The organism is Lentzea sp. NPDC005914 (genome assembly GCF_040629405.1).
In the GTDB taxonomy this organism is placed as follows: Bacteria; Actinomycetota; Actinomycetes; order Mycobacteriales; family Pseudonocardiaceae; genus Lentzea.
The window spans coordinates 158,263-179,210 of the sequence record NZ_JBEXVQ010000005.1 but is presented as its reverse complement, the minus strand read 5'-3'; the positions used below and the strand labels follow the sequence as shown (position 1 = coordinate 179,210).

23 protein-coding genes are annotated in these 20,948 nt (G+C 68.5%); 10 read left to right on the top strand and 13 right to left on the bottom strand.

The window, feature by feature from the left end:
* Positions 1–2: 2 nt before the first annotated feature.
* Positions 3–980 carry an ABC transporter permease gene (locus ABZ345_RS09510; RefSeq protein ID WP_359844747.1) on the bottom strand — a complete coding sequence of 326 codons (978 nt, stop codon included), beginning with the start codon at positions 978–980 and terminating at the stop codon, positions 3–5.
* A 401-nt stretch (positions 981–1,381) separates the two neighbouring features.
* Positions 1,382–2,500: a cytochrome P450 gene (locus ABZ345_RS09505; protein ID WP_359844745.1), complete on the bottom strand. Its 1,119-nt coding sequence runs from the start codon at positions 2,498–2,500 to the stop codon at positions 1,382–1,384.
* Between the two features lie 68 nt (positions 2,501–2,568).
* On the opposite strand from ABZ345_RS09505, the gene ABZ345_RS09500 reads away from it, so the two are divergent.
* Positions 2,569–3,009 (top strand): MarR family transcriptional regulator, encoded by a 441-nt coding sequence (locus ABZ345_RS09500; RefSeq protein WP_359844743.1) that lies wholly within the window; start codon positions 2,569–2,571, stop codon positions 3,007–3,009.
* Here ABZ345_RS09500 and ABZ345_RS09495 read toward each other — a convergent pair.
* On the bottom strand, positions 3,002–4,021 hold the full coding sequence (locus ABZ345_RS09495) for a hypothetical protein (RefSeq protein WP_359844741.1): 1,020 nt from the start codon (positions 4,019–4,021) through the stop codon (positions 3,002–3,004). The genes ABZ345_RS09500 and ABZ345_RS09495 overlap by 8 nt on opposite strands.
* A gap of 18 nt (positions 4,022–4,039) precedes the next feature.
* On the opposite strand from ABZ345_RS09495, the gene ABZ345_RS09490 reads away from it, so the two are divergent.
* The 3 genes from ABZ345_RS09490 to ABZ345_RS09480 are packed head-to-tail and all read left to right on the top strand — an operon-like array spanning position 4,040 to position 6,483.
* Positions 4,040–4,573, top strand: coding sequence for a DUF6886 family protein (locus tag ABZ345_RS09490; RefSeq protein WP_359844739.1), 534 nt, complete (start codon positions 4,040–4,042; stop codon positions 4,571–4,573).
* A gap of 9 nt (positions 4,574–4,582) precedes the next feature.
* Positions 4,583–5,239, top strand: a complete 657-nt coding sequence (locus tag ABZ345_RS09485) for a response regulator transcription factor (protein ID WP_359844738.1) — start codon at positions 4,583–4,585, stop codon at positions 5,237–5,239.
* A complete protein-coding gene (locus ABZ345_RS09480; protein ID WP_359844736.1) occupies positions 5,236–6,483 on the top strand; it encodes a HAMP domain-containing sensor histidine kinase in 1,248 nt (415 codons plus the stop codon). Before ABZ345_RS09485 ends, ABZ345_RS09480 begins: the two co-directional genes overlap by 4 nt.
* Here ABZ345_RS09480 and ABZ345_RS09475 read toward each other — a convergent pair.
* Positions 6,464–6,949 (bottom strand): SgcJ/EcaC family oxidoreductase, encoded by a 486-nt coding sequence (locus ABZ345_RS09475; RefSeq protein WP_359844734.1) that lies wholly within the window; start codon positions 6,947–6,949, stop codon positions 6,464–6,466. The genes ABZ345_RS09480 and ABZ345_RS09475 overlap by 20 nt on opposite strands.
* A 122-nt stretch (positions 6,950–7,071) precedes the next feature.
* Between ABZ345_RS09475 and ABZ345_RS09470 the strand changes: the two genes are divergently transcribed.
* Positions 7,072–7,449 (top strand): PH domain-containing protein, encoded by a 378-nt coding sequence (locus tag ABZ345_RS09470; RefSeq protein ID WP_112271601.1) that lies wholly within the window; start codon positions 7,072–7,074, stop codon positions 7,447–7,449.
* Between the two features lie 326 nt (positions 7,450–7,775).
* Here ABZ345_RS09470 and ABZ345_RS09465 read toward each other — a convergent pair whose 3' ends face one another.
* Positions 7,776–8,213, bottom strand: coding sequence for a hypothetical protein (locus ABZ345_RS09465; protein ID WP_359844732.1), 438 nt, complete (start codon positions 8,211–8,213; stop codon positions 7,776–7,778).
* Between the two features lie 215 nt (positions 8,214–8,428).
* Between ABZ345_RS09465 and ABZ345_RS09460 the strand changes: the two genes are divergently transcribed.
* Complete coding sequence (locus ABZ345_RS09460) at positions 8,429–9,367, top strand: hypothetical protein (RefSeq protein WP_359844730.1); 939 nt, start codon at positions 8,429–8,431, stop codon at positions 9,365–9,367.
* On the opposite strand, the gene ABZ345_RS09455 is transcribed toward ABZ345_RS09460, so the two are convergent.
* On the bottom strand, positions 9,324–9,986 hold the full coding sequence (locus ABZ345_RS09455) for a helix-turn-helix domain-containing protein (RefSeq protein WP_359844728.1): 663 nt from the start codon (positions 9,984–9,986) through the stop codon (positions 9,324–9,326). The two genes, ABZ345_RS09460 and ABZ345_RS09455, sit on opposite strands and share 44 nt — an antisense overlap.
* Positions 9,987–10,080: 94 nt before the next feature.
* Here ABZ345_RS09455 and ABZ345_RS09450 point away from each other — a divergent pair, with 94 nt between their 5' ends.
* The 3 genes from ABZ345_RS09450 (at position 10,081) to ABZ345_RS09440 (ending at position 12,470) form a co-directional block, all read left to right on the top strand.
* The gene (locus tag ABZ345_RS09450; protein ID WP_359844726.1) at positions 10,081–11,226 is read left to right on the top strand and encodes an acyl-CoA dehydrogenase family protein; all 1,146 of its coding nucleotides are present in this window, start codon (positions 10,081–10,083) and stop codon (positions 11,224–11,226) included.
* 68 nt (positions 11,227–11,294) lie between these two features.
* Entirely contained in the window at positions 11,295–11,702 is a 408-nt protein-coding gene (locus ABZ345_RS09445) for a VOC family protein (protein ID WP_359844724.1), read from the top strand.
* A 387-nt stretch (positions 11,703–12,089) separates the two neighbouring features.
* The gene (locus tag ABZ345_RS09440) at positions 12,090–12,470 is read left to right on the top strand and encodes a methyltransferase domain-containing protein (RefSeq protein ID WP_359844722.1); all 381 of its coding nucleotides are present in this window, start codon (positions 12,090–12,092) and stop codon (positions 12,468–12,470) included.
* Here ABZ345_RS09440 and ABZ345_RS09435 read toward each other — a convergent pair.
* From ABZ345_RS09435 to ABZ345_RS09405, 7 genes are read right to left on the bottom strand one after another with little or no spacing between them, the layout of a single operon-like run.
* Entirely contained in the window at positions 12,467–14,188 is a 1,722-nt protein-coding gene (locus ABZ345_RS09435) for a DUF2264 domain-containing protein (protein WP_359844721.1), read from the bottom strand. The two genes, ABZ345_RS09440 and ABZ345_RS09435, sit on opposite strands and share 4 nt — an antisense overlap.
* A 48-nt stretch (positions 14,189–14,236) precedes the next feature.
* On the bottom strand, positions 14,237–15,187 hold the full coding sequence (locus ABZ345_RS09430) for a hydroxyacid dehydrogenase (protein WP_359844719.1): 951 nt from the start codon (positions 15,185–15,187) through the stop codon (positions 14,237–14,239).
* On the bottom strand, positions 15,184–16,017 hold the full coding sequence (locus ABZ345_RS09425; protein ID WP_359844717.1) for a carbohydrate ABC transporter permease: 834 nt from the start codon (positions 16,015–16,017) through the stop codon (positions 15,184–15,186). Before ABZ345_RS09425 ends, ABZ345_RS09430 begins: the two co-directional genes overlap by 4 nt.
* A complete protein-coding gene (locus ABZ345_RS09420) occupies positions 16,017–16,892 on the bottom strand; it encodes a sugar ABC transporter permease (protein ID WP_359844715.1) in 876 nt (291 codons plus the stop codon). The genes ABZ345_RS09425 and ABZ345_RS09420 overlap by 1 nt, the downstream gene beginning before the upstream one ends.
* Entirely contained in the window at positions 16,889–18,187 is a 1,299-nt protein-coding gene (locus ABZ345_RS09415) for an extracellular solute-binding protein (protein ID WP_359844713.1), read from the bottom strand. The genes ABZ345_RS09420 and ABZ345_RS09415 overlap by 4 nt, the downstream gene beginning before the upstream one ends.
* 33 nt (positions 18,188–18,220) lie before the next feature.
* Positions 18,221–19,249 carry a substrate-binding domain-containing protein gene (locus ABZ345_RS09410; RefSeq protein ID WP_359844711.1) on the bottom strand — a complete coding sequence of 343 codons (1,029 nt, stop codon included), beginning with the start codon at positions 19,247–19,249 and terminating at the stop codon, positions 18,221–18,223.
* Complete coding sequence (locus ABZ345_RS09405) at positions 19,242–20,414, bottom strand: MFS transporter (protein WP_359844709.1); 1,173 nt, start codon at positions 20,412–20,414, stop codon at positions 19,242–19,244. The genes ABZ345_RS09410 and ABZ345_RS09405 overlap by 8 nt, the downstream gene beginning before the upstream one ends.
* Between ABZ345_RS09405 and ABZ345_RS09400 the strand changes: the two genes are divergently transcribed.
* Positions 20,316–20,864 carry a helix-turn-helix transcriptional regulator gene (locus ABZ345_RS09400; protein WP_359844707.1) on the top strand — a complete coding sequence of 183 codons (549 nt, stop codon included), beginning with the start codon at positions 20,316–20,318 and terminating at the stop codon, positions 20,862–20,864. The two genes, ABZ345_RS09405 and ABZ345_RS09400, sit on opposite strands and share 99 nt — an antisense overlap.
* Positions 20,865–20,948 lie beyond the last annotated feature (84 nt).

The window sequence follows — 20,948 nt, the reverse complement described above, 5'->3', positions numbered from 1 at the left end:
GCCTAGTTCACACGGATTCGGGGGTCGAGCGCGGCGTACAGCACGTCGGCGAGCCAGCCGGAGAACAGCACGCACACCGCGACGAAGAGCGTCACCGTGGCGGTGATGTTCGCGTCCTGCGACCCGATGCCGACGACCAGCCAGTCACCCATGCCGTACCAGGTGAAGATCTTCTCCGTGAACGTGCCACCGACGACGAGCAGGCCGAACCCGAACGCGAACAGGGTCGCCATGGGGATCAGCGCGGTGCGCAGGCCGTGCTTGAACAACGCCTTGCGGCGGGTGAGGCCCTTGGCCTGGGCGGTGCGCAGGAAGTCGCTGCCCAGCACGTCGAGCATCGACGAGCGCTGGTAGCGGCTGTAGAAGGCGATCTGGCCGAGCGCGATCGCGAGCGTCGGCAGGATCAGGTGCTGCATCCGGTCGCCGAGCTGCTCGAGCCAGGTGCCCTGGAAGCCCGGCGTGGTCTCACCGACGAAGATCAGCACGTTGGTGCCGATCGCGTTGTTGAGGCTCTGCGCGCCGATCTTGAGCAGCGGGCCGAGCACGAGGACCGGCGTCGACAGGAGTATGAAGCTGAAGACGGTGGCGAAGTAGTCGCTGAACTTGTACTGCCTGATCGCGCTCACCACGCCGAGCAGCACGCCGAACAGGATGCCGAGCGTGATGCCGATCAGGAACAGCCTCAGGCTCACGCCGATGCGCCTGCCGAGCTCGTCGGTGATCGGGCGGTCGGCGATGGTCTGGCCGAAGTCACCCCGCACCACTCCGCTCATCCAGGTCACGAACCGCTGCGGGATCGGCTGGTCGAGGTGCAGCTCTCGTTTCTTGGCCTCGATCGAGGCCGCCGGTGGCGGTGGGTTGCGTTGTTGCAGCACCCCGATCGGGTCAAAAGTGGCGGAGGCCAACGTGAACGCGAGGAACGTCGCCACGAGGGCGAGCACCACGTAGTTGACCAACCGCCGCAACAGAAATCCGGCCACCCGTGTTCAGTCCTCTCCCCGGTGGTTGCGACGTCGGCACACTGGATTGCAGTGGACGAGTTGCAAGAGATTAACCGCCGATCTGGCGGACCGCCGCCCACCCCCACCATTACGCGGGGGCCCACTGACCGGGCCATAGTCACCCATGCGTGGCAAAAAGACTGCCCAGCAGCCACATCAACAGTTGACTCTCGGCGATTGTGTGTCCAAGCGTGACCATTGTGCGGCCGGATCGCTGTAATTCACCGTGAAGTTCTGTCGCGTCCCGGATGGACATGCCGCATCCGGGTGAATGCAATGACCGTTAGATGTGGGACAAGCAGCGCAATGTGATCGGAACCCGGCCGTGACGCTGGGGAGCGCTTTGAGCGTGCACGGTTACTGCATCGACGCGGACCAGGTCAGGCGACCGTCCAGCGCACGGGGAGCTGGGCCACCCCGCCCACGAGCAACTCCTTCCTGGGGGTGAGCTGCGACACGTCGACCGCTAGCCCGAATGTCTCAAATCGCGTTACGACGGCGGTGAAGACCTCGGTCAGCTCCACCCTGGCGAGCGGCGCGCCGATGCAGAACCTCGGGCCGTGGCCGAACGTCAGGTGCGGGTTCGTCTCGCGGGGCGTGAACGTTTCCGGGCTGGGGAAGCGGGTTTCGTCACGGTTGGCCTGGAGGACGCCGAGCAGGACGAGGTCGCCGGACGGGATGTGGACGCCGTCGATACCGATATCGGACATGGCGTACCGGGGCATGCCGGAGTCTTCCGAGCGCGTGGAGATCGGTGACGGGTGCCGGAGGATCTCTTCGACGGCGTCCGGGATGGTGCTGGGGTTTTTGCTGAGTGCGTCCCATTGGTCGGGGTTGAGGCTCAGCAACATGACGCCCCGGTCGATCACCGCGACCGTTGTCTCGTGACCCGCGAACAACAAACCGGCGCTGAGCTGCGCGATCACTTCTTCCTGACCCGGTGGCGTGCCTTCGATGAGACGGGAGATGACGTCGTCGCCCGGTTCCTTTTTCTTCCGTTCGACCAGTTCGCCCATGTAAGTCCACATGTTCGTGAAGCCGTCCTGGGATTTCCGCGGGTCGTTCAGCGTGCTCATTGCCTCTGACCAGCGCCGGAACGTTTCGCGGTCCTCATAGGGGACGCCGAGCAGTTCGCAGATCACCAGGACGGGCAGCTTGAACGACACCGCCTCGTGGAAGTCGGCGGGTTGTGGCTGCTCGACGAGCTCGTCCAAGAGGGTGTCGACCAGGTGCCGCACGCCGGGGCGCAACTGCTCCATGTTCCTGGCGGAGAACGACGGCGCGAGCATCCTGCGCATCCAGGTGTGGCGCTCGTTCTCCTCCTCTTCGGTGGCCTTGTGCGGTTTGCCGAGCAGCACCGAGTCGGAGAACTTCGGCGCGTTGTCCGGGTCCGGGTGGGCGCGGCCGAGCCTGCGGTCCGCCAGCAGGGTCTTGACCAGGTCGTAGTCGGTGACGAGCCAGGCCGGGTCGCCCGCCGGTGTGGTCACGCGCTTGATCATTGATCCCCCTAGATCCGTCGTATGCGACGCGTCGCGTTCAACGTACCTCTGGACCTAGACTCCGCGCCATGGTCGATGCCTTTCAGGACGCGGAATCCGTGATGTCGCATTTGCGCGCGTTGCGGCAGGAGTTGCTGACGACGTCCATGGAACCGACCGGCGACCAGGCCCGCAGCGGGCTGACGGCGCCGCAGATCAGCGTGATCCGGTCGCTGGTGGTCGAGGGAACGGCGACGGTGACGGAACTGGCGCGGCGGTTGAGCCTGTCGCACTCCACGACGTCCGGGATCGTGGACCGGCTGCAGGCGCGCGGGCTGGTGACGCGGGAGGTCGACCCGTCCGACCGCCGCTACACACGGGTGCAGGTGACCGCACCGGTGCAGGGATACACGCGGGAGATCTCGGAAGGTCCCTACGGGCGGTTGACCCGGGCACTGGACGCCGCCACTCCGGCGGAGCGCAAAACCGTGCTGGACGGCCTGGAAACGTTGCGGGCCTTGCTCAGGTGAGGCGCCAGAGCCGTCCGCCGGCGATCACGAACACCTGGTCGCCCACCTTCTCCACCGCGGTGACCTCACCGCTCGGGCCGTCCGCCGGGCGTTCGTCCTTTTCGGACACGAGCTTGACGCCGCCGTGGTCGATGAACAGCGTCGGGACACCGTTGACGAGCACGGGCGCGGCGAGGTTCTGGTCGTCGCCGACCGGGATGTCCGGTGTGGTCAGCTTCTTCCAGTCCGGGCCGGACCACCAGGCGAGCTTGCCCTTGCTGCGGCCGACGACGTGGCAGGTGCCGTCCCAGCAGCGGGCGGCCAGCGCGGCGTCGCCGTCCGGGAGGGTCGCGGTGGTCCAGGTCTTGCCGTCGAACTGCCAGACCGCGGCGCCGACGGTGCCCTTGCCGGTCTGCCAGCCGGTGACGAGGACGCCCTCGCCGTTCTGGGTCACGGCCAGCGGGAACCGCAAGAGCTCCTGCGAGCTCTCCAGGACCGTGCCCGCCGAGGGCTGACGGCTCCAGGTGTCCGCGGCGTAGGTCCACACCGCGATGTCCAGGCCCGCCTTGTCGCTCTGCCACGTGCCGATGATCAGCGGGCCCTGCGGCGTGCGGGCGACGCCGATCAACTCGCCGGCGCCGTAGCCGCCGAACGTGCTGAACGCCTGCGGTTTCTCGACGATCTGGCGGGTGTCGCCGGTCCAGGCGCTCCACCGGACGTTGCCGTGCGCGCCACCGCGTTCGCCGCCGACGCCGGTGATCGTCACGCCGTCGGAGGTGATCCCGTACCAGTGGGCTTCCTTGCCGTACGGCGTGGCGGGGGTGAGCCGCACGTTGCTCAGGGCGCCGTCTTTGCTGCGGGTGACCAGTTCCGGGTGATCACTGGGACGAGTGCCGATCACGAGCATGTCGCCGTGGGTGGCGAGGGCTTCCGGGGTGGCCGTGAGGTCGACGGCGGTGAACCCGGCTCCCTTCCCGTCGCCTGAGGAGCAGCCGGTGAGGACCAGCAAAACCGCGAGCGTCAGCCTCCGCATGCGGGCCAGTATGACCACATGCGGCCCGAACCCGGTCAGGTACTGCACTTTTCCGAAGATCCCTCGATCACCCGGTTCGTGCCGCATCGGGCGGCCACCGCTCAGCAGCCCGAGAAGTACGTGTGGGCGGTCGACCACGCGCTCTCCCCCGCCTACTGGTTTCCGCGGCAGTGTCCGCGGGCGATGGCGTGGGTGACAGCGGGTTCGTCGGAAGCTGATCGGGAACGGATCATCGGGCCGGGGTGCGGCGAGCGGGTGCACGCGGTCGAGTACGGGTGGCTGGACCGGATGCGAACTGTTTCGTTGTACGCGTATCGGCTGCCCGCCAGCGCGTTCCGGCCGTTCGGGGACTCGGCGGTGGTCGCTGTCGAACCGGTGGTGCCGCTCGGGCCGGCCGAACGGGTCGGTGACCTGTTCGCGCTGCACGAGGAAGCCGGGATCTCGTTGCGGGTGCTGCCGGGGCTGTGGCCGTTCTGGGACGCGGTGACCGGGAGCTCGCTCGGGTGGAGCGGCATCCGGCTGAGGAACGCCCTGGCGCGTTCAGTGGAATGATCAGCGCCCATGCGGGTGCTGCTGGTGGAGGACGACGAGCCGATCGCGGAATCGCTCACACGCGGGCTGTCCCGCTACGGGTTCGAGGTGCGGTGGGTGCGCACCGGGGCCGAGGCGCTGGCCGACACCGACGAGGCGGCCATCGTGCTGGTCGACCTCGGGCTGCCGGACATGGACGGCCTGGACGTGTGCCGGGAGCTGCGGGCCCGCGGTGACGTGCCGATCATCGTGATCAGCGCGCGGTCCGACGAGGTCGACCGGGTGGTCGGGCTGGAGATCGGGGCCGACGACTACGTCACCAAGCCGTTCGGGGTGCGGGAGGTCGTGGCACGGATGCGCGCGGTGCTGAGGCGGGCGCAGCCGAACCGCGCCGAACCGGAGCAGGAGCACGGGCGGTTGCGGATCGACCGGCGCGGGCGCAGGGTGCACCTCGACGGCGCCGAGGTGGAGCTGACGCCGAAGGAGTTCGACCTGCTGGTGTTCCTCGCCGAGGAGCCGGGCGCGGTGTTCACCCGCGAGCAGATCATGGAGGCGGTGTGGGACGAGAACTGGTTCGGGCCCACCAAGACTTTGGACGTGCACGTGGGGGTGCTGCGGCGCAAGCTCGGTGACGCGGCGTCGCTGGAGACCGTGCGCGGCGTCGGATTCCGGCTGGTGCTCACGTGATCCGCCAGCTCGTCTGGAGCTACGTGCTGCTGGTCGCGATCGCGGTCGCGGCGTTCACCGTGCCGGTGGCGTTCACGCTGAACAACCAGCTGTACGGGGACGCGGAGAACACCGCGCGCCGCGAGGCCGAGACCGCCGCGTTGCTGCTGGCCTCGGGCGACACCCGGTCGTTGAGCGCTCTGGTCGACGCCTACGAACGGCAGACGCCGGGCCAGATCGACGTCCTCGGCCCGGAAGTGCCGCCGGGACACGAATGGGACTCCGAGGGCCTGAAGCTCACCGTGCAGGCCAGGAAACCCGATGGCACGGTCGTCGGCGCGATCCGGCTGTCCTATCCGGACGATCCGATCACCGATCGGCTCTGGTACATCTGGGGTTTCCGGGCGTTGCTCGCGGTCGGGGTGCTGATCGTGGCGGCGTTCCTGGGGCTGTGGCTGGCACGCCGGGTCACCCGGCCGCTGCGAGAACTGACCGGGATGGCGACCCGGCTGCGCGACGGCGACCTGTCCGCGCGGGCCGAGGAGACCGGGCCGCCCGAGACCCGCACGCTGGCGCGGACGCTGAACACCGCGACCGAGACGATCGGCACGCTGGTCGGGTCGCAGCGGGCGTTCATCGGTGACGCCTCGCACCAGCTGCGAACGCCGCTGACCGCACTCAGACTCTCGTTGGACAACGTGGCGGACGGTGTCGACGACCCGCACGTCCGCGAGGACGTCGAGATGGCGACCGCCGAGGTCGTGCGGATGTCACGGCTGGTCAACGGTTTGCTCGCACTGGCCAGGGCCGAGGCGACCGTCGCGCACCCCGAACCCGTGCAGGTGCTGGACGTCGTCGGAGAACGGTTCACCGCGTGGCGGGCGGCGGCCGACGAACGCTCGATCTCCCTTGTCAGCGAAGGGTTCGACATCCGCGTGCTCGCCACGCCGGGGCACCTCGAGCAGGTGCTGGACAACGTGCTGTCCAACGCGCTGGAGGTGTCCCCGGACGGCGGCACGATCCTCGTCCGCACCACCCGGCCCGGTCTGCTGGAGGTCATCGACTCCGGGCCCGGCCTGGCCGACGCTGATCGAGCGCGGGCGTTCGACCGGTTCTGGCGCGGTCAGGGACTGACCGGCAAGGGCGGGTCCGGGCTCGGCCTCGCGATCGTGAAGCAGCTCGTCGCCGACGACGGCGGTTCGGTGAGCCTGGACGCCGCTTCCGGTGGCGGGCTGTGCGTGCGGATCAGACTGTCTCCGGCATAGCCGACGAGTGGTGGTTCACGATGAGCCACTTGCCGTCGATCTTCTCGTAGACGAACGTGTAGCGGGCGTCCACAGTGGTCGGCTTGCCGTCCTTGGTGAGCGCGAACCGGTACGTGCCCGCGTCGATCGCGTCGTCGGCGTCGAGCACCGCGACGTGCGAGTCGAGGATCGTGCCGCTCGGCTTGCTCTGCAGGAAGTGCTCGAAGTAGTCGACGATCTCGGCGCGCGTGGAGCGCACCTGGTTCGACACCGTGGGCAGCAGGACCGCGTTCGGAGCGTAACGGTCGGCCACCTTCTGGGGGTCACCCGTCGCGAGGGCCTCGTTCCAGTCGGCGAACAGCGCCTGGATCTGGGCCGGCGCCGGCTTCGCGTCCTGCTTCGGCGCCTCGGCGGCGTTGCTGGCACATCCGGTCACCAGCAGAGCGGTGGCGGCCAGTGCGGTAACCCCAACAAGCTGCTTGCGCATCGTCATCCTCATCCCGATCGAGTGGCTGTTGACAACCACTTTCGGGTAACGCACGGAAGCGGCAGGACAAGAGACGGACAAGGCGCGGCCAAACCTTCGGCAAGCCTGGTAAACGTGGACGTATGGGACTTCTCAGCGGGATGATGGGGAACGCGTCGAAGCTCGACCCGAGGGCGGCCGCGAGCGAGTTCGGGCGGCTGCTGGCGCAGGGGGAACAGGTCCACGCGGCGTACCAGCTGGTGCGCGACTCGTTCCTGTTCACCGACCGGCGGCTGATCCTGGTCGACAAGCAGGGCATGACGGGCAAGAAGGTCGAGTACCACTCGGTGCCGTACAAGGCGATCACGCAGTTCTCGGTGGAGACCGCCGGTCACTTCGACCTGGACGCGGAGCTCAAGATCTGGGTCTCCAGCAGCGACGTGCCGATCTCCAAGCAGTTCGGCAAGGGCGTCGACGTGTACGAGGTGCAGGCGTTGCTGGCGGCCTTCGTGGCCCGGTAGCCGGGGCCGTCGTTGCGGGGCTGCGCGCCGATCGCCACGACGACCTCGGCCAGTGCCACGAGCAGCGCGGTGACGAGGTGGCTGGTGTCCAGCAGGACGTTGAGCGCGGTCAGGACGGCGGGCGCGAACCGGCTGCGGACCAGCACTCGCGTGATGACGGTGGCGCAGCGGGTGGTGGACATTTCCGTTCCCTTCCAACGATTCGGCCTCTACAACTACGTCGAACCAGACCGTCCCGTTTCGACATCCGGAGGCCGGAAACCTCGGCTGCGCAAAGAAAAATCCCCCGCCGGCACGTGGCCCGCGGGGGATTTCGCTTGAGGGGTCTAGCGGTACTGCAGCATCGAACGGAACTTGTCGCGGTAGGCCCACGCCAGCCCGAGCTCGGCGGCGACGACGAACAGCGCCATGCCCAGACCGGACGGCTCCAGGAACACGTGGAACAGGAAGATGTTCACGACCATCGGGGCCAGCAGCGCCAGCGCCAGCGGCACGAAACGGCCTGCCAGCAACAGAACGCCGGACAGCAGCTGGACACCGGACGCGAGCTGCAGCATGTACCCGGTGGCGTAGAGGGCGCCGCTGAACGCCACACCGGCCGGCGCCATCGTGCTCGGATCCGGTGCGGGCATGAACATCAGGAACCCGTTCAGGCCCGTCGTGGCGAACAGCAGGCCGGTGAGCACGCGGGTCACGATCGTGGCGTAGCGGCCGACGGCGAACTTGCGGGTCGTGGTGGCGGCGGTGACGGTCGTGGCGGTCATGTCAGGTTCCTCCTGGGCTGTTGTGTCCTTCCACTGATGCGTCGAACGGCCACCACACCGGATCGACAACACCGCCCAGAAAATCTTCAAAAGTTTTGCCGCGACCCGATTGCGCTGGTCAGCGGGCCGCGTCACCGGATCGGCGGAGGCTGCCCGCACTCGTGCGTCACCCAGTTCGCGTATATCCGCCGTCGTGTGGCCTCCTCTCTAGGAACGTGAGGTTGACGGTGGTGGCGGCGGCGCCTGGTTACGGCAAGACGGAGAACGTCAGACGTAAGGCGTGGTCCGCGCGATGGTGCGAGGGTGAGGCGGCCACGGACTTCATCCGGACGCGCAGGTGGGCACCGCAGGTCGTCCTGGACGAGCCCGGCACCGAGCACGACGAGCTGCGAGAGTGGCTGAAGCACACGCCGTGCGACCAGATCACGCTGATCACGCGCACGCCGTTCGAGTGGCAGAACGCCGAGCAGGTCGGGCCGGACCAGCTGCGGCTCCCCGAGGCCGCGGTCGTGCCGGAGGTCTACCGGGAGACGCGTGGCTGGCCCGCGCTGGCGCACCGGTGGCCGGACCACGAGACCTACGTGCTGACCACCGTCATGCCAACGTTGTCAGCCCCGGCGCGGCACCTCATCGCCACGTTCGCCCGCCTCGGACCCGTCCGGCGCGCGCTGAGCGTGGAACTGGGCGTCGATCCCGCCGCGATCGTGGAGCTGACCAGGCTCGGTGTCCTCGTCGGCGGCCAGATCGTGCCCGCCGTCGCGGAGTCCGTGCAGTCCGCCACCGTCAACTACCAGGCGGCCGCGCACTGGTACGCGCGCAACGGCCACCCCGCGGCGGCGGCTCGTCTGCACGACCGGCTCGGGCAGCACCGATCGCTCGCCGCGCTGTTGCAGGAGCGCGGCGGCGAGATCCTGCGGGCCGAGCCCAAGATCTTCAGCAAGCACCCGCTGCTCAAGGACAAGGCCGAAGCGCTAGCAGCCGTGCACGTCGCACGGGCCAACGAGCTGTTCGCAAAAGCTCTCTACCAGGAGGCCCTGAAACACGCCGACCTCGCCATGCAGCTGTCCGCGGACCGCGCGGCACGGGAGATCCGCGGCCGGCTGGACGAGCTCACGTGGCACGAGCAGCGCGCACGTACTCCGCGACCGGGCTGAGCTTCAGCCAGTCCGGCAGACCGCGCACCACCCAGCGCGGACCGGTCAGCTCGATCGTGCCCGCGCGCACGGCGTCGAGCAGCTCGACCTCGCCCTCCCACATCCGGTAGAGCGTGGCGATGTCGGACGCGAGCACGGCGTCGACCTCGAGGCCGGGGTCGGTGTAGCAGACCGAGGCGTCGCCGGGTTCGACGACGAGCCAGAACGTGCGGCGCCGGTCGTTGATGCGGATCTCGATGGTGGCGCGGCGGCTCAGCGTGCCGGTGTCGATGCGGCCGTGCATCCACCACATCAGCACCTCGGGGTCGAGCTCGTCGGCGCGCGGGTCGCCGAACGCGTACCGGGCGCCCCAGTCGGCGAGGCCGAACACCAAGGGGCGCAAGGCGTGCCCGGCCGGCGTCAGCGTGTAGCCGTCACCGGTGCGCACGACCAGGCCGGCGTTCGCGAGCTGCCTGAGCCGCCTCGACAGCAACGCGCGTGAGAGTCCCGGCAGGCCACGGGAAAGCTCGTTGAAGCGCGAGGCACCGATGAGCATGTCCCGCACGATCAGCAACGTCCACCGGTCGCCCAGCACCTCGACGGCGCGGACGATCGGGCAGTACTGCGCATACGTCCTCACAGGGGGAGTCTCCGCCACCGCGGGTGTTTCGTTACCGCCGTCCGGTTCACTTTCAGAACTACCTGCGACGCTTGCGCGTTCTTAGTTTCGTCCTATGACAACACTTGAGACACCGCGGGTGACCGGCACGTTCCCGACCGTCACCAGAGACGACGACGCCAAGTTCGTGGACATGGCCGCCCGCATCGGCGCGATCGCGGCATCCCGTGCGTCCGAACACGATCGGGACGCGACGTTCGTGTCCGAGGCGTACGAGGCCATGCGCGAGGAGGGCTATCTGGCGTTGGCCGTACCCGAGGAACTGGGCGGCCTCGGCGCCACCATGCGCCAGGTCTGCTACGCCCAGGCCGAGCTCGCCCGGCACGACGGCGCGACCGCGCTGGCCGTCACGATGCACCTGTATCTGACGCTGATGCAGGCCTATCGCAGACGCAAGGGCGCGCCGGACGCGGAAGGCGTGCTGCGGCGCGTGGCCGCGGAAGGGCTGGTCATCGCGACGAGCGGCGGTTCGGACTGGCTGTGGCCGACGACGACCGCCACGCAGGTCGACGGCGGGTTCCTGGTGAACGGGCGCAAGGCGTTCTGCAGCCAGTCGCCGCGCGCGAACGTCGTGGCGACGTCGGCGGTCCTGGGCGAGGAGGTCCTGCACTTCAGCGCACCTCTGAACGCCGAGGGCGTGCGCATCGAGGAAACCTGGGACACGCTCGGCATGCGCGGCACGGCCAGCCACGACGTGGTGCTGGAGGACGTGTTCATCCCGGCCGAGAAGATCGCGGCACGACGGCCGTACGGGGAGTTCGGGGCACCTCTTTTCGCCGCGGTGGTCCACTTCGCGCCGGTGTGCGGGGCGACGTACTTCGGCATCGCGTCGGGTGCGCGGGACGTGGCCGTGCGGTCGACCTCGAAGAACGCCGCGCGGCAGATCGGGTTGATGGACTACAAGCTGCGCACCGCGTGGTGGTCGCTGATGGGCTCGATCGAGGAGCTCGGCCACGACTACACGGCCAACGCCGAGTCGACCATCACGGTGATGCTGGCCAAGCGGCAGGCCGTGGTCGAGGCGATCGAGGTCGTGAACATCGCGATGGAGGTCCTCGGTGGACGGTCGTTCTTCCGGCGTTCACCTCTGGAACGCGCTTACCGCGACGTGCGCGCCGGGACGTTCCACCCGCTCACCCCCGAGGCCACACTCATGTACGCAGGCAAGGTCGCTCAGGGTGATCCGGGAGTAACGGAGTAAGTTCAAGTTGTAGGTACGCCAAGGGTTTGCAAGGATTCGGGTCCGTCTCTTTCGAAGGAGCGATTCCGGTGGCAACTCGCCTCAACCCGTACCTGCGCTTCGACGGCTCCGCGCGTCAGGCGATGGAGTTCTACCAGTCGGTCTTCGGCGGCGAGCTGAAGATGAACACCTTCGGCGAGTTCGGCATGCAGGACTCGCCGCAGGCCGACCAGATCATGCACGCCCAGCTGGAGACCGGCTCCGGCTACACGCTGATGGCCTCCGACACGCCGCCCGGCATGCCGTTCAACCCGGGCGACACCATCACGATCTCCCTGTCGGGCGACGACGAGGTGCTCAAGGAGTACTTCGCCAAGCTCGCGGAAGGCGGCAAGATCGGTACGCCGCTGGAGAAGCAGATGTGGGGCGACGAGTACGGCGACCTCGTCGACAAGTTCGGCGTCAGCTGGATGGTCAACCTGGGTAGCGCGGGCTGAGCTGCGTCTGATCATGTTGGCGTTCGGCGGGGCCACGGTAGCGGCCCCGCCCGTGACGCTGACGCATCATGTGGACCTTGACTTCCTCACAGCTGAAGCTGGGAGATTCACCCTCGCGGGTTAAGTTTTCTGCTTCACCGCCCGTTGCCGACCCGCTTTCACGGCGAGGGTCGGAGTGCCGACCATCGGTCTTCCACAAGCTCCACAGACCTGACATCCCGCTAGCCCGGCGGTAGGCCGAGCGGTAGCTTGGTTCTCGCCCCAGCCCGGCCGACCGAGCATACCCGACGGCCTTTTCGAGCTCGGTCGCCCCACTCCTCGTCCCGGTCCGCAGAAGGTCGTCTCCTACCCGGCTTGAAGACCCAGGGGATCCGCGAAGGAGTCCGGATGAGCGAGCGTCTGCGCGGTGTGGTCGACCAACTCGCGATCCGGCCCGGCGACCGGGTGCTGGAGATCGGCTGCGGCCAGGGAGTCGCGGCCACGATGGTGTGCCAGCTGCTGTCCACGGGCACGCTCACCGCGATCGACCGCTCCACGAGGATGGTCGAGGCCGCCACCCGCCGCAACGCCGTGTACGTGGCGTCGGGCAAAGCCGAGTTCCTCATCGCGTCGCTGGAGGACGTGAACCTCGGCGACCGCCGGTTTGACCTGGTGTTCGCGGTCCGGGTCGGGCTGTTCCTCCGCGACCCTGACCGTGCGCACTCGTTGCTGCGGCCTTGGCTCGCGCCGGATGCCCGCGTGTGCACCTTCTTCGATGTTCCTGTCTAGTGCTTTGGCGCGTCCAGCGTCGACCTGAGCACCTCGTCGACGCGAGCGTCCCAGTCCGCTTCGGCCACGGTGCCGTTCAGGACCGCCACCGCAGCCAGCGTCACCGTGCCCTCGATGTCGGCCGTCAGCGTGGGAACGCGGGCCGAGCCGGTGAACGCCGTGCCCTGGGGCGCCGTCTGCCACTCGACGCCGGTCCAGCCCCGCACGCCGACCAGCTGTGACGGCAGGTCCGTCGCCCACCCCGTCAGCTCCGCCCTCGTGCCGGGCGGCGCGCCGATCACCCGGTGGATTCGCAGCTCCTGGTCGTCCCACACCGCCGTGACGCTCTCGATCCTGAGTCCCGGCACCATCGGCTGATGCGCGTCGAACACCGGGCGGTGCCAGGACGCGGCCCAGTTGTCCGCCGCCCCCAGCGGGTGGATGCGCCGGCGGACACTGCGGTCACCCCGGATCAGCAGGCTGATGTGGTTGTCGGCGGGGTTCTTCGCGGACGTCGGCCCGGTGCTCGTCGAGTAGGCGAAGCGGCTGTAGAGCGGGTCGTCGTCGGTCGCGTACTCGCCCTCGAACGGGCGGACGTGGTCGCTGCCGTGGTTGTGCAGCCTGGTGACGCCGTTGTGCCGCTGGATCAGCAGGCCCGGCCCGGGCAGCGCAAGCGTGTGGTTCTCGTCCTGCGGCTCCTCCGGCGCGGTCCACAGTGGATGGTCGAGTCCGGCGAGCAGGCAGACGAACGCCTTGGACGCCCAGTACGGCGAGGCCGGTCCGGAGTAGGGCTGCAGGGTGGCCTCGTGCGGACCGTGCCAGCCGAGGCTGAGCAGGCCATCGGTCAGTGCGCCCCGGTCGAGGAAGTACCGGAGCGTGGTGCTGATGAGGTACCGGGAGTGGCCAGGGCTCAGCGGAGTTTCGCCGGTGACCGCACCGAGGGCGATCGCCGACGCCGCGGCGAAGCGGTAGGTCAGCGACCGTCCGAAGTAGACCGGTGCGCCGTCCGCGCCGAAGAGCAGGTGGAAGCTCCGCAGGTGTTCCTCGAGATGGGTGGTGACCGGTTCGTCGTCGAAGAACGCGGCCAGCGCCGGGTAGAGGTGCAGGGCCCAGCCGTTGTAGTGGTCGAACGCGCGCCCGTCGCCGTCGGAGTACCAGCCGTCGCCCCGGTACCAGCCTCGGAGCAGTTCCACGGCACGGTGTTTCGCCTGGCGGGTCTCGTCGTCGCCGCGGCCCGCCGCCTCCAGGAACGCGGCCACGGTGTACGGGAAGAAGTACCAGTTGTTGGCCGCCGGGACGTGCCGCAGGGCTTGCCTGAGCCAGGCTTCGGCGCGGTCCTGCTGGGGTTCGGAGAGCTTGTCCCACAGCCACGGCTTGGTCAGGCGCAGGCCGAGCGCGACGGAGGCGGACTCGACCATCGGCTGGCCGACGTCGGTGATCGCGGGCCACTCCCCCGCCGTGCCCGCGGTGAGGCCGGCGGCGTAGCGCTCGAGCCAGTTGTGCGGGTCGTCGCCGTGCGCGGTGCGGAAGGCGGCGGCGAGGAACGTGCGGGCATAGCCTTCCAGGCCGTCGCTGCGGACCCCGCTGCGCGACGGGCGGCCGGGAAGGTCGAGGAAAGCCCGGTCCGGGGACGCATGGCGCCAGGCGGCGTCGAGCAACCCGTCGGCGGCGGCGACCCAGTGGTCACGGGTGAAGCCGGTGTGGGGGCTGAGCTCGCGGTCCTCGTCGGGCAGCTTCACGCGATGCGTTCCCTTCGTTCCAGGGGCACCTTGCCCTCGTCTGCGGCGTTACGCGATGCGCTCTCGGCGTTGCGCGGGCACCGGAGTCGAGAACGGCTCCCCGTTGACCCACCGCCGCACCTCGTCGGCGGCGTGCCTGCCGAGCCTGACCCACTCGTTGCCCTGCGACCCCGCCAGGTGCGGCGTGATCAGCACGTTCTCGCTGCGCCACAACGGATGGCCCGGCGGCAGCACCTCGGGGTCGGTCACGTCGAGCACCGCCCGGATCCGGCTCACCTCATCGACCAGCGCGTCCTGGTCGATCACCGCGCCACGGGCGGTGTTGATCAGCACGGCGTCGTCTCTGAGCAGTGCCAGGAGCTCGCGGCTCACCAGTCCTCTGGTCTCGGGCAGCAGCGGCGTGTGGACGCTGACCACGTCGCTGCGCCGGAACAGTTCCGCGAGGCTCACGGACTCGGCACCGTCCACCTCCGTCACGAACGGGTCGTGCACCAGCACGTGGAGATCGTATGGCCGCAACAGCTCGATGACCCGGCGGCCGATCATCGACGCGGACAGGATGCCGACCGTGGCGCCGTAGTTGCCGAGGGTCGGAGGGACGTCGTAGTGGTCGATCTGCTGGGTGGCCCGGTAGTCGCGGGCCCGTTCCAGCACGCGCTTGCCGTTGAGGAGAATCATCGCGAGCGTGTACTCGGCGACGGGCAGCGCGTTGGCCGAGGCCGCTGACGAGACCACGATCCCGCGGTCCCAGCAGGCGTCGGTGACGAAGCCCTTGACGGACCCGGCGGTGTGCACGATCGCCTTGAGGCCGGGCAGGTTCGCGAGGACCTCGGCGGTGATCGGCGGGCAGCCCCAGCCGGTGATGAGCAGATCGACGTCGGGCAGCTCGGCCGGTGTCCGGGTGATCGGGCCGAAGTCGCAGATCGCTCGGAGAGCGTCGAGCACGGGTGCGAGGACGGCCTTCTCGGCGTCCGCCGACATCACACCCGCTGCCCTCACTTGACGGCTCCCGCGGTGAGGCCGGCCCGCCAGAACCGTTGCAGCAGCATGAACGCGAGGATCAGCGGCAGCACGGCGAAGAGCGACCCCATGATCACGACCGGGTAGTACTCGGGGCTGACCGTGGCGGAGCTGTTCCACTGGTAGAGGCCGAGGCTCACCGGGTAGAGCTTCTGGTCGGACAGCATGACCATGGGCAGGAAGAAGTTGTTCCAGATCGCGGTGAGCTGGAACAGGAACACGGTGACCAGGCCGGGGCCGAGCATGCGCAGCGCCACCTTGAAGTACGTCGCGAGGTCGCCCGCTCCGTCGATGCGCGCGGCCTCCAGCACCTCGTCGGGAACGTAGCCCTGGCTGAAGATCCGGCCGAGGTAGACGCCGAACGGGTTGAACAGCACCGGGATGAACACCGCCCAGAACGTGTTGACCAGGCCCGTCCCGGACGCCATCAGGTAGAGCGGCAGCGCGAGAACGGTCTGCGGCACCATGACGGCGGCGAGCACGAGGCCGAAGAGCTTCTCCTTGTGGCGGAAGGCGTACTTGTCGAACGCGTAGCCCGCCGCCATCGAGATGAACGCGCTCGCGGCGGCGCCGATGACCGCGTACAGGACACTGTTGAGGTACCAGCGGCCGTAGAGGCCCTTGTCCATCGCGAAGAGCTCCTTGACGTTGTCCACGAACGAGAAGTCGCTGAGGGACAACAGGTCGCTCTGGAACAGGGCGTCGACGTTCTTGGTGGCGGCGAGCAGCAGCCACAGCACCGGCAGCAGCGTGTAGAGCACGGCGACGCCGACGACCAGGTTGACCGTTGTGCGGCCGAGGAGGGTCATCAGGCGGCCTTTCTGTTCGTCCAGCGCGTGACGCCGTAGGAGAGCGCGACCGTGAAGGCCAGCAGGATCACGGACGCGGCCGCGGCGAGGCCGTAGTTGTTGCGGGTGAAGGCGGCGTCGTAGATGTACATGCTCGGCGAGAACCGGGCGCTGATCATCTGGGTGGACTGGCTGAGCAGCATCGGTTCGGTGAACAGCTGCAACGCCCAGATGAGCGTGAAGATGCCGACCGTGACGATCGCACCGCGCACCAGCGGCGTCTTGATGCGGATGGCCTGCTTGACCGGGCCCGCGCCATCCACAACGGACGCTTCGAGCACCTCGCGCGGCACCGCTTGGAGTGCGGCGTAGAAGATCACCATGTTGTAGCCGAGGTTGCTCCACAGGGCGATGTTGACGATCGACGGCAGCACTGTGTTGATGCCGAGGAAGTTGATGTGGATGTCGCCCTTCGCGAACAGGTCGATGATCGGGCTCAGGCCGGGTGTGTAGAGGTAGAGCCAGATCACGGCCGCGATGATGCCGGGGACGGCGTGCGGCAGGTAGAGGCTCATCTGCGCCCAGCCCCTGAGCTTCGCGACGCCGGAGTCCAGCAGCAGCGCGAGGGCCAGCGCGCCGATGATCATGGCCGGGATGTAGATCAGGCAGTAGAGGACCACGGTGAGCAGGCCGTTGAGGAACGTCGGGTCGTCCAGGACCGCGAGGTAGCTCCGCAGGCCCACGAACACCGTGCTCTCCGGGCCGAAGCCGAGTCCCGGCTGGTCCTGGGCGAAGAAGCTGAGCCAGACCGCGGTGCCGGTCGGGATCAGGAAGACCGTGACGAGCAACAGGAAGAACGGTGTCATGAGCACAGCGCAGGCGAGCTTGCCCTTCACCTCTCGACCTCCTCTGTGGACAGTCCGAGCGCCTTGAGGTCGGGCATGGTGCCGCTCTGGGCTTCCCGCACCGCCTCGATCACGGTGCCCACACCCGCGCCGGCTTTCGCGAAGCCGTCCTGCATGACCTTCTGGGTGGCGGTCATCCGCGGGCCCCACACCCAGCCGTCGCGGATCTTGCCGGCCTCCTGCTGGAAGAGCCGGTAGATGTCCTGGCCGCCGTAGTACTCGCCGGGAAACGCCTTGGCGCCCGCCGCGACCAGGCCGGGCGCGACCGGGTACTGGCTGCTGGTGCCGCTCTTGAGACGTGCGGTGAGCGCGGCGGGGTCGGTGGTCTGCCACTCGATGAACTCCATGGCGGCCTCGGGCTGCTGGGAGTCCTTGGTGACGGCGAACGTGGAGCCGCCGTGGGTGCCGACCACGGGCTGGTCCCAGACCGGCATGGGAGCGATGCGCCACTTGCCCTTCTGACCTGGGCGCGCTCGCATCTGGGCGCCCGCGTCCCAGGCGCCGCTGAGCCGGGTGAGGATGAGGTCCTGGCCGAGCTGGGCGTCGTGCTGCTTGCTGTCACTGGCGTTGCGGTACACCAGGTCCTCGTCGATCAGGCTCTGCCAGTAGTCGGCGACCTTGCGGGTGGGCGCGTCGGCGAGCGAGACCTGCCACCTGCCGTTGCCGGTGTCGAACCACTGCGCCCCGGCCTGCCAGGCGAAGCACGCGAACTGCATGGCGCCGTCGGTCGGGAACAGCACCAGCTTCTTGTTGCCCCACTTGGCTTTGACCCGTCTGGCGAGGTCGGTGAACTCGTCCCACGTCCTGGGTGTTTGGAAGCCGTTGGCCTCGAACACGTCCGCTCGGTAGTGCAGCACCATCGGCTCGATGTCGAGGGGGACGCTGAACACCCGGTTGTCGAAGGTGGTCAGCTTCAGCGCCTGGGGCAGCAGTTTCTGCTTGAGGCGGTCGGAGACGAGGTCGGTGATGTCGCGGGCGACACCGTCGATGGCGTAGCCGGGCACCTGCGGGTACTCGATGGTCGCGACGTCGGGCGCGTTGCCGGCGCGGGCGGCGTTGCTGAGCTTCGCGTAGCCGCCCTGACCGCCGGAGGGGATCTGCTGGAAGATCACCTTGATGCGGTTCTGGCTCGAGTTGAACGCGTCGACTACCTGCTGGCTACCACGCAGGGCCGACCAGAACGTGATCTCGACCGGACCTCCGGCACCGCGGCGTTGCGGAGTGGAACAGGCCGCCAGTGGTGCCGTGAGGCCCGCCGCGAGGAGTGTGCGACGACTCAGGCGCATGGTTCGCATCCTGATCGCCTGATCGGTTTGGCGTCAAGAAACGTTCAAACGCTCAGTCGATGAGCGGACCTTCAACTCGGGCAGCAACTCGATGCGTTCCGCCGTCCGGGCGGTGTTGCTGAGCTGCCGGAGCAGCAGCTGCGCGGCCACCTTGCCGACCTCGGTCTTCGGCGGCGCGACGGCCGTGAGCGGGATGCTTCCCAGCGCCGCCACCACGTCGTCGTAGGCCACGACGCTGCACCGTTTCGGGACCTTGATCCCGGCGTCGGTCAACTGCTGGACCAGCATCAACGCGTCCACGTCGCCGTGGAGGACGGCCGCCGTCGCCCGGTGTGCCCGCAGGATGCCGACCAGGCCGGTGTCGGGTGAGCTGCCGACCGTGATGGCGTCTTCGAGGTCGTTCGAGAGCTCCTTGAACGCTTTCCTGAGCGCTCTCGCGGTCGGGCTGTCGTCGCGTGCGGCCAGCACGATCCTGCGGTGGCCGAGGTCCGTCAGGTGCTTCACCGCCAGGTGCATGCCGTACCAGTGGTCCGAGCACACCGAATTCATCGCCCTGAGCCGCCCGCCCGGCCGGCGTTCCATCAGGACCGTCGGCACCCCGGTGTCCGCGAGCCAGTCGTCGGCTCGCTCCTCCTCCTGCGTGCGCCACCGCGGTGCGATCAGCAGGCCCTGCACCGGCTCTTGCAGCGCCCGTTCCACGATCGGCTGCTCGGCGCCCTTGACCTGCGGCGCGATGTGCAGCACCACCCGCATGCCCGCTTCTTCGAGGACCTTGCGGGCACCGTTCATCGTCTCGTACAGGTACGTGTGCCTCTCGGGCACGACCAACGCCACCGCACCGTTCGCCGCCTTCGCCGGCTGCGGCTGCTCGACGGGAACGATCGACTTCGCGACCCCGTGCCCCCGGCGCAGCCTTCCAAGCCTGGCCAGCTCCTCGACGTCACGTCTGATCGTGACGATCGAAACGTCCAGCTCGTCGGCCAGATCGCTCACCTTGACCGTGCCCCGCGACGCGACGACGGCCAGAATCCGCTGCCGCCTCGCCTCACTGGGCTCACGCATGAGCGTCCACCTGTTCGTTTGAGCGTTTTGGCGCGAGCATAACCCGCGGAACGGTCACGGCGCCGACCACCGCACCCGCCGCCGTGATCGCTGCCGCCGTCATGGCCGCCGCGTGCAAGGAAACGCTCTCGGCGAGCCACGGCCCGGCGAGCGCACCGATGAGCGTCGCGAGCGCTTCGACGGTGAGGAAGACCGCGCTGATCCGTCCGAGCTGACCGTTGTCCGCCGTGCGTTGCAACACGGTCTGCGGCGCTACGACCGTGATCGAGCCGAACACTCCGATGAGGGTGGCCGCGATCATCGCCGTGGTGAGCCCGTTCGCACTGAACAGGAGCGCGAACCCGCCCGCCGTCGCCAACTGCGCTCCCGCGAGCACGATTCGGAGCTGAATCCTGTCCAGCCACCGCACGATCACCGCGCCGCCCAGGAACCCGACTCCGAGCGCCGACAACACCATCCCGACCTGCGCGCTGCCGCCGAGGTTCCTGACCCCGAACGGCACGAGCAACGAGCTCAACGCCGCGTTCGCCATCAGGAACACTCCGGTGAGCGGCAACAGCTTCCGCACCAACACCAGATCCTTGATCGCCTTGGTCCGGCCTGTCCGGGGGATGGACCTGCTCGTGGTGAAGGCGATCGCCACCGCCGAGACCAGATAGCTGGCCACGTCGAGCACGACCACCACCTCGAACCCGGCCCACACCAGCAGAACACCGCCCAGCGGCGGCCCGATCAACCGCACCACGCCGTCCGTGGCGGCGTTCCACGAGTTGGCCGAACTGAGTTCCGCCGCTCCCACCACCGCCGGCACGTGCGCCTGAGCCGCGGGCCGAAACACCACCGCCCCAACACTTTCCGCCACCACAGCCACATAGATCGCCGCCGGCGTCCCGACCAGCATCGCAGCGACCGCCGCACCGCGAAACAGATCCGCCGCGATCATCACCCGCCGCCGATCGAGCCGGTCGACCAGCACGCCGGCCATCGGCCCGAGCACCAGCACCGGCAGGTACTCCGCCGCGAGCGTCGCCCCGGTGGCGAACACCGACCCGGTCAGCGCGTACACGTGCGCCGGCACCGCCACCACCAGCAACCACGACCCGAGCAGGCTGATCGCGCGCCCGCCCCACAGAAAGCGGAAGTCCCTGATCCCCCAGATACCCATACTCACAAGATAGAGACAGGTCTCTTGTGTTCTGTCAAGATAGCCGGCGTGGACTCCCTCGGACCTGCCCTCCGCACTCTCCGGCAAGCCAGCGGCCGCACCGTCGCCTCGGTGGCGGCTGACGCCGGGCTCTCCGTGCCGTACATCGCCAACCTCGAGAACGGCCGTGGCAACCCGACGACCGGCGCACTCACACGGTTGGCCGGCGCGCTCGGTACGTCGCTGTGCATCTCTTTCGGAGAGCCGAACCTGGCTGATCCGCCGTTGCCGCCGTCGCTGGTGCGGCTGGGGCGGACTGAGCGGTTTCGTCGGGCGGTTGCCTTGCTGGAGGCGGATCCGGCTTCGGTGATCACCGCGCTCGCGGCGGTGGGGCGGGTTGTGGAGGCTTCGGAGCAGGACTGGTGGCGGGTTTTGGACGCGATGGTGCTGATTGCCCGGCATCCGGCTTGAGGTGGGTTTCTCGCGATAAGCGAGAGCAATTCTTCTCTTCAGACGCAACGCGACCATTGTGACTGGCGGCTCACAGCGGTTTCT

What these genes read in the sequence shown, in the direction of transcription:
- ABZ345_RS09505 (WP_359844745.1), bottom strand. Translation starts at nt 2,500, where the DNA reads ATGATCAAGCGCGTGACCACACCGGCGGGCGACCCGGCCTGGCTCGTC.
- ABZ345_RS09500 (WP_359844743.1), top strand. Translation starts at nt 2,569, where the DNA reads ATGGTCGATGCCTTTCAGGACGCGGAATCCGTGATGTCGCATTTGCGC.
- ABZ345_RS09495 (WP_359844741.1), bottom strand. Translation starts at nt 4,021, where the DNA reads ATGCGGAGGCTGACGCTCGCGGTTTTGCTGGTCCTCACCGGCTGCTCC.
- ABZ345_RS09490 (WP_359844739.1), top strand. Translation starts at nt 4,040, where the DNA reads ATGCGGCCCGAACCCGGTCAGGTACTGCACTTTTCCGAAGATCCCTCG.
- ABZ345_RS09485 (WP_359844738.1), top strand. Translation starts at nt 4,583, where the DNA reads ATGCGGGTGCTGCTGGTGGAGGACGACGAGCCGATCGCGGAATCGCTC.
- ABZ345_RS09475 (WP_359844734.1), bottom strand. Translation starts at nt 6,949, where the DNA reads ATGCGCAAGCAGCTTGTTGGGGTTACCGCACTGGCCGCCACCGCTCTG.
- ABZ345_RS09470 (WP_112271601.1), top strand. Translation starts at nt 7,072, where the DNA reads ATGGGACTTCTCAGCGGGATGATGGGGAACGCGTCGAAGCTCGACCCG.
- ABZ345_RS09465 (WP_359844732.1), bottom strand. Translation starts at nt 8,213, where the DNA reads ATGACCGCCACGACCGTCACCGCCGCCACCACGACCCGCAAGTTCGCC.
- ABZ345_RS09450 (WP_359844726.1), top strand. Translation starts at nt 10,081, where the DNA reads ATGACAACACTTGAGACACCGCGGGTGACCGGCACGTTCCCGACCGTC.
- ABZ345_RS09440 (WP_359844722.1), top strand. Translation starts at nt 12,090, where the DNA reads ATGAGCGAGCGTCTGCGCGGTGTGGTCGACCAACTCGCGATCCGGCCC.
- ABZ345_RS09425 (WP_359844717.1), bottom strand. Translation starts at nt 16,017, where the DNA reads ATGACCCTCCTCGGCCGCACAACGGTCAACCTGGTCGTCGGCGTCGCC.
- ABZ345_RS09415 (WP_359844713.1), bottom strand. Translation starts at nt 18,187, where the DNA reads ATGCGCCTGAGTCGTCGCACACTCCTCGCGGCGGGCCTCACGGCACCA.
- ABZ345_RS09410 (WP_359844711.1), bottom strand. Translation starts at nt 19,249, where the DNA reads ATGCGTGAGCCCAGTGAGGCGAGGCGGCAGCGGATTCTGGCCGTCGTC.
- ABZ345_RS09405 (WP_359844709.1), bottom strand. Translation starts at nt 20,414, where the DNA reads ATGGGTATCTGGGGGATCAGGGACTTCCGCTTTCTGTGGGGCGGGCGC.